Annotated in this window: 5 protein-coding genes; 4 read left to right on the top strand and 1 reads right to left on the bottom strand. The window is 64.4% G+C overall.

Annotated elements, in window-relative coordinates:
• Positions 1-129: 129 nt before the first annotated feature.
• Entirely contained in the window at positions 130-522 is a 393-nt protein-coding gene (locus tag ACLP4W_RS02670; protein ID WP_442383863.1) for an ArsR/SmtB family transcription factor, read from the bottom strand.
• Between the two features lie 187 nt (positions 523-709).
• On the opposite strand from ACLP4W_RS02670, the gene ACLP4W_RS02665 reads away from it, so the two are divergent.
• From ACLP4W_RS02665 to ACLP4W_RS02650, 4 genes are all read left to right on the top strand, one after another.
• Entirely contained in the window at positions 710-2,107 is a 1,398-nt protein-coding gene (locus ACLP4W_RS02665) for a glycine--tRNA ligase (protein WP_442383861.1), read from the top strand.
• Positions 2,108-2,620: 513 nt separating this feature from the next.
• Positions 2,621-3,808, top strand: a complete 1,188-nt coding sequence (locus tag ACLP4W_RS02660) for a PPE family protein (protein ID WP_442383859.1) — start codon at positions 2,621-2,623, stop codon at positions 3,806-3,808.
• Between the two features lie 287 nt (positions 3,809-4,095).
• Entirely contained in the window at positions 4,096-4,422 is a 327-nt protein-coding gene (locus ACLP4W_RS02655) for a hypothetical protein (protein ID WP_442383857.1), read from the top strand.
• Positions 4,423-4,543: 121 nt separating this feature from the next.
• A partial coding sequence (locus tag ACLP4W_RS02650) for a WXG100 family type VII secretion target (protein WP_442383855.1) occupies positions 4,544-4,745 on the top strand: 202 nt, incomplete at its 3' end.

The following is a 4,745-nucleotide window of genomic DNA, read 5'->3' as shown; positions in this document are numbered from 1 at the left end:
CTCTGCATCGTCGCCGGCTCCGGTCATGGGCGCCGCTCCTCCTCATCGCTTCGCTCTGCATCGTCGCCGGCTCCGGTCATGGGCGCCGCTCCTCCTCATCGCTTCGCTCTGCATCGTCGCCGGCGCGGGTCACGGTGTGTCCTCGCTGGCGTGGGCGACGGCATCGACGACGATATGCGCGAGGTGGTGATCAGCGAGCCGGTAAAGCACCTCGCGGCCGGATCGCTCCCCGGCGACCACGCCGGCCGCCTTGAGGATCTTCAGATGCTGGCTGACCAGCGGCTGCGGCACGCCGAGTGCGTCGACCAGTTCGTGCACGCAGCGGTGCGATTCGCGCAATTGCAACACGATGGCGATCCGCACGGGCGCGGCCAGCGCGCGCAGCAGTTCGCCTGCGGCGTCGAGAATCTCCCGTGGCGGCGGGACGGAGTATTCGGGGTATGCGGAGTGTCCACCGGATCCGGCTCCGCTGTGTTGGTGGGCTACGTCGGCGGTGGTCGGCGTTGGGGAGGACATCACCATGGGGAGTCATCACCTCGAGAAGCGCCGGATATTGGGAGTGCCCGCGATTAGGACCACCATCGGCTGCTCTCCACTGTCACATGCATGATGACGCATGTCAAAGACCGCGGCGCCGGTCGATACCATGGCTGATGTTTTGCGAGCAGCGGTTTGCCGCCGCACTTGTCTGCCTCGATCCGGAAAGGGAGTGCACGATAACGTGGCGTCCGTCATCGACACCGTAGTCAACCTGGCTAAACGGCGGGGTTTTGTCTATCCCTCGGGCGAGATCTACGGCGGCACAAAATCGGCGTGGGATTACGGCCCGCTGGGCGTGGAGCTCAAAGAGAACATCAAGAGGCAGTGGTGGCGGTCGGTAGTCACCGGCCGCGACGACGTCGTCGGCATCGATTCGTCGATCATCTTGCCGCGACAGGTGTGGGTGGCCTCCGGCCACGTCGAGGTCTTCCACGACCCACTGGTCGAGTGCCTGAACTGCCATCACCGCCATCGCCAGGACCACATGCAGGAGGCCTACGCGGCGAAGAAGGGGATCGACGACGCCGATTCGGTGCCGATGACCGAGATCGTCTGCCCGGACTGTGGCACCAAGGGGCAGTGGACCGAGCCCCGCGAGTTCAACATGATGCTCAAGACCTACCTCGGACCGATCGAAACCGAGGAGGGGCTGCACTATCTGCGTCCGGAGACCGCGCAGGGCATCTTCGTCAACTTCGCCAACGTGGCGACAACCGCTCGCCTCAAGCCGCCGTTCGGTATCGGGCAGATCGGCAAGAGCTTTCGCAACGAGATCACCCCGGGCAACTTCATCTTCCGAACCCGCGAGTTCGAGCAGATGGAGATGGAGTACTTCGTCGAGCCGTCGACCGCGAAGCAGTGGCATCAGTACTGGATCGACACCCGGCTGCAGTGGTATGTCGAGCTCGGCATCGATCCGGACAACCTACGGTTGTTCGAACACCCCGCCGAAAAGCTGTCGCACTACTCCGACCGCACCGTCGACATCGAGTACAAGTTCGGCTTCGCCGGCAACCCATGGGGCGAGCTGGAAGGTGTCGCCAACCGAACCGACTTCGACTTGTCCACGCACGCAAAGCATTCCGGCGCCGACCTGTCGTTCTACGACCAGCCCACCGACACCCGCTACACACCGTATGTGATCGAACCGGCAGCCGGTCTGACTCGGTCGTTCATGGCGTTCTTGATCGACGCCTACACCGAGGACGAGGCGCCTAACGCCAAGGGCGGTATGGAGAAGCGGACGGTGCTTCGGCTGGACGCGCGACTGGCGCCGGTCAAGGCCGCGGTGCTGCCGCTGTCTCGGCACGCCGACTTGAGTCCCAAGGCTCGTGACCTGGCCGCGCAATTGCGCAGATGCTGGAACATCGATTTCGACGACGCCGGCGCCATTGGGCGGCGCTACCGGCGGCAGGACGAGGTCGGTACGCCTTTCTGCGTGACGGTGGACTTCGACTCACTCGAGGACAACGCCGTTACCGTGCGCGCACGCGACGACATGGCGCAGGAGCGCGTCGCGATGAGCGCCGTCGCCGATTATCTGGCGGTGCGGCTCAAGGGCTGCTAGGAGCCGCTACATCGCGGGCGCATTGCCGGCCCGTCATTGTCGCATTCGAATTCGGCGGATGTGTCGGGTGTGGCTTTTGATAACGGGCGGGCGTGTGGTTGTGAATAACTGGTGGAGGAGGGGGCACTGATGAGTTTTTTGGTGTTGCTTCTCTCCGGCAATGGCCTTCCCGGTTTCTTCACAAACTTGTTCCAAGCGCCGCGGTTTTTTTGTTGCCCCTTGCCCGGGACGGATCGGCGAGTGGACACCTGCCGCAATTCGTCCAGGTTTTCGACAGCGACCTCGACACCGTCCAGTCCACCGTCTGGACAGTTGTGCGGTTAACCGTGGCTAGGCGACTACGCCCGGCCGCTTAGTCAGATTCGCAGAAATCATTTGGTGAAACCCGACGTTTTCGGCGTCGATTGCCTTAGGCTCCAGCAGTGGTGGTAGGCGCGCGTCTAGTCACCGCGCTGAGTGTTGGTCTTTGCGGTTATCGGAGCCGTTGATGCGGCTGGATGTGTTGGGGTAGCGATGGTTCCTTCGTTTACGTTTTTGCCTCCGGAGATCAACTCGGCGCTGATGTTTGCTGGAGCGGGTTCGGGGCCGCTGTTCGTCGCGGCGTCGGCCTGGGACGGGTTGGCGTCGGATCTGTCCGGTGCGGCGTCGTCGTTTCAATCGGTGATCACAGGTTTGTCCGGTGGGCCCTGGTCGGGCCCGGCGTCTGCGTCGATGACGGCCGCGGCGATGCCGTACGTGGGGTGGCTGAGCGCGGCAGCGAGCCAAGCGGAGGCCGCGGCCGCTCAGGCCCGGGCGGCGGCGACGGCGTTCGAGTCGGCGTTGACGGCGACGGTGCCTACGGCGGCGGTACTGGCGAATCGGTCCCAGCTGCTGACGCTTATCGCGACCAATATCTTGGGACAGAACACGCCCGCGATCGCGGCGACCGAGTTCGAGTACATAGAGATGTGGGCCCAAGACGTGGGCGCGATGGTGGGCTATCACGCGGGAGCTACGTCGGTGGCGTCGGCGTTGCCGTCGTTCAGCCTGCCCCCGGTGAGTTTGGCGGGTTTGGCGGGGTTGGTTTCGTCGCCGCTGTCCGGTCTGTCCAATTTGGCCTCGGGGGTCACGGGCGGGACGGGATTGGTTTCGGAAATGGTGTCGTCGATTGAGCCCACGGTGTCCTCCGCGGTGTCGTCGTTGGCTAACCCGTCGGAATTGATGTCGGTGTTCCAGATTGCGATGTACCCGGCGAGCATGATGATGTCGCCGATCATGATGGCGGCCCAGGCTGGAATGGGTGCACATCCGGCGCTGGCTAGTGCCACGGACCTGGCCGCCGACGGTCCGAAGTTCGTTAATAGCGCTGTTCCCGCGATGAAAGGGCTGGGCGGCGGCGTTGGGGGTCTAGGTGCGGGAATCGGCGACGGCCTGGGTAAGGCGCGGTTAGTCGGGGCGATGTCGGTGCCGCCGACGTGGCAGGGCTCGGCGCCGGCTCGGATGGTCAGTTCGGCCATGTCGGGGCTGGGTGGCGAAATGGCCGGCGCTGTTCCGGCGGGCGCGGCGCCCGTGGGCGGCGGCATGCCGATGATGCCGATGCCGATGGGTATGGGCGGCGCCGGCGCCGGCATGCCCGGCGGAATGTTGGGCCGCGGCGGGGCCAGTCCGAACCATGTCGTGCAGTCGCGGCCGAGCGTAGTGCCGCGGACCGGGGTCGGATAAGAGCGGTGGATTTCGCCGCGCCGCCGCTCGAGGCCAAGTATGCTGCGGGTTCCGAACCCGCCGATCGGAGCCCGTGGCTGCGTCCGCCGGGAGCGCGACGCCCACAGCGGAATTTGACGCGGGACCAGTCGTCGGCTGGGCCCGGGTTGCTTGCTTCCAATAAAGAGAGCGAAATCGCTGATTCCCGGATATTGTCCTGAGGATTGACATACGATGCGGAGTGCTCGGTGGTGATCATTTCGCCGCTGAGTTCGAGTGCATGGAGATCGGCTGTGGAAGGAGGCAGCGTGCTTTTGCCTCTTGGTTCGCCGCTGCCAGACGATGCGGTGTCAGCGGTTCGGGGTGAGTCGGGCATGCTCGGCGGCTTATCGGTTCCGCTGAAGTGGGGCGTGGCGGTTCCGCCCGACGACTATGACCATTGGGCACCGGAGCCGGAAGAGGGCGCCGATGCCGATGACAAGGCTGCCGACGGGCTGAATCCAGAGGTGGCCGCTGAGGGCATGGACGAGTGGAACGAATGGAGCGAATGGAGCGAGTGGGAGGTCGAAGCTGAACCACGCTTCGACGTGCCGCGGACCATCAGCGTGATACCGCATTCTCCGGCGGCTGGTTAAGAGGAGAGGGGGACGACAGTCGGTGTTTCACACGTGGTCGGCGGCTCCGGAACCGGCCGATTACAACTCCCAATCTGCATGACAGGTCCAGGAAAATTAGTTCAGTAAGGAGAATGGCAACATGGCAACACGTTTTATGACCGACCCGCACTCGATGCGGGCGATGGCGGGCCGCTTTGAGATGCACGCCCAGACCGTTGAGGACGAGGCCCGCAAGATGTGGGCGTCGTCGATGAACATCGCCGGTGCGGGCTGGAGCGGTCAGGCCCAGGCGACCTCGTACGACACCATGGGTCAGGTCAACCAGGCGTTCCGCAACATCG

Origin of the sequence: Mycobacterium sp. (assembly GCF_052145595.1) — a bacterium.
Classification (GTDB): domain Bacteria; phylum Actinomycetota; class Actinomycetes; order Mycobacteriales; family Mycobacteriaceae; genus Mycobacterium.
Note: the sequence above shows the minus strand (reverse complement) of the source record. Positions and strands in the feature narration are given on the sequence as shown.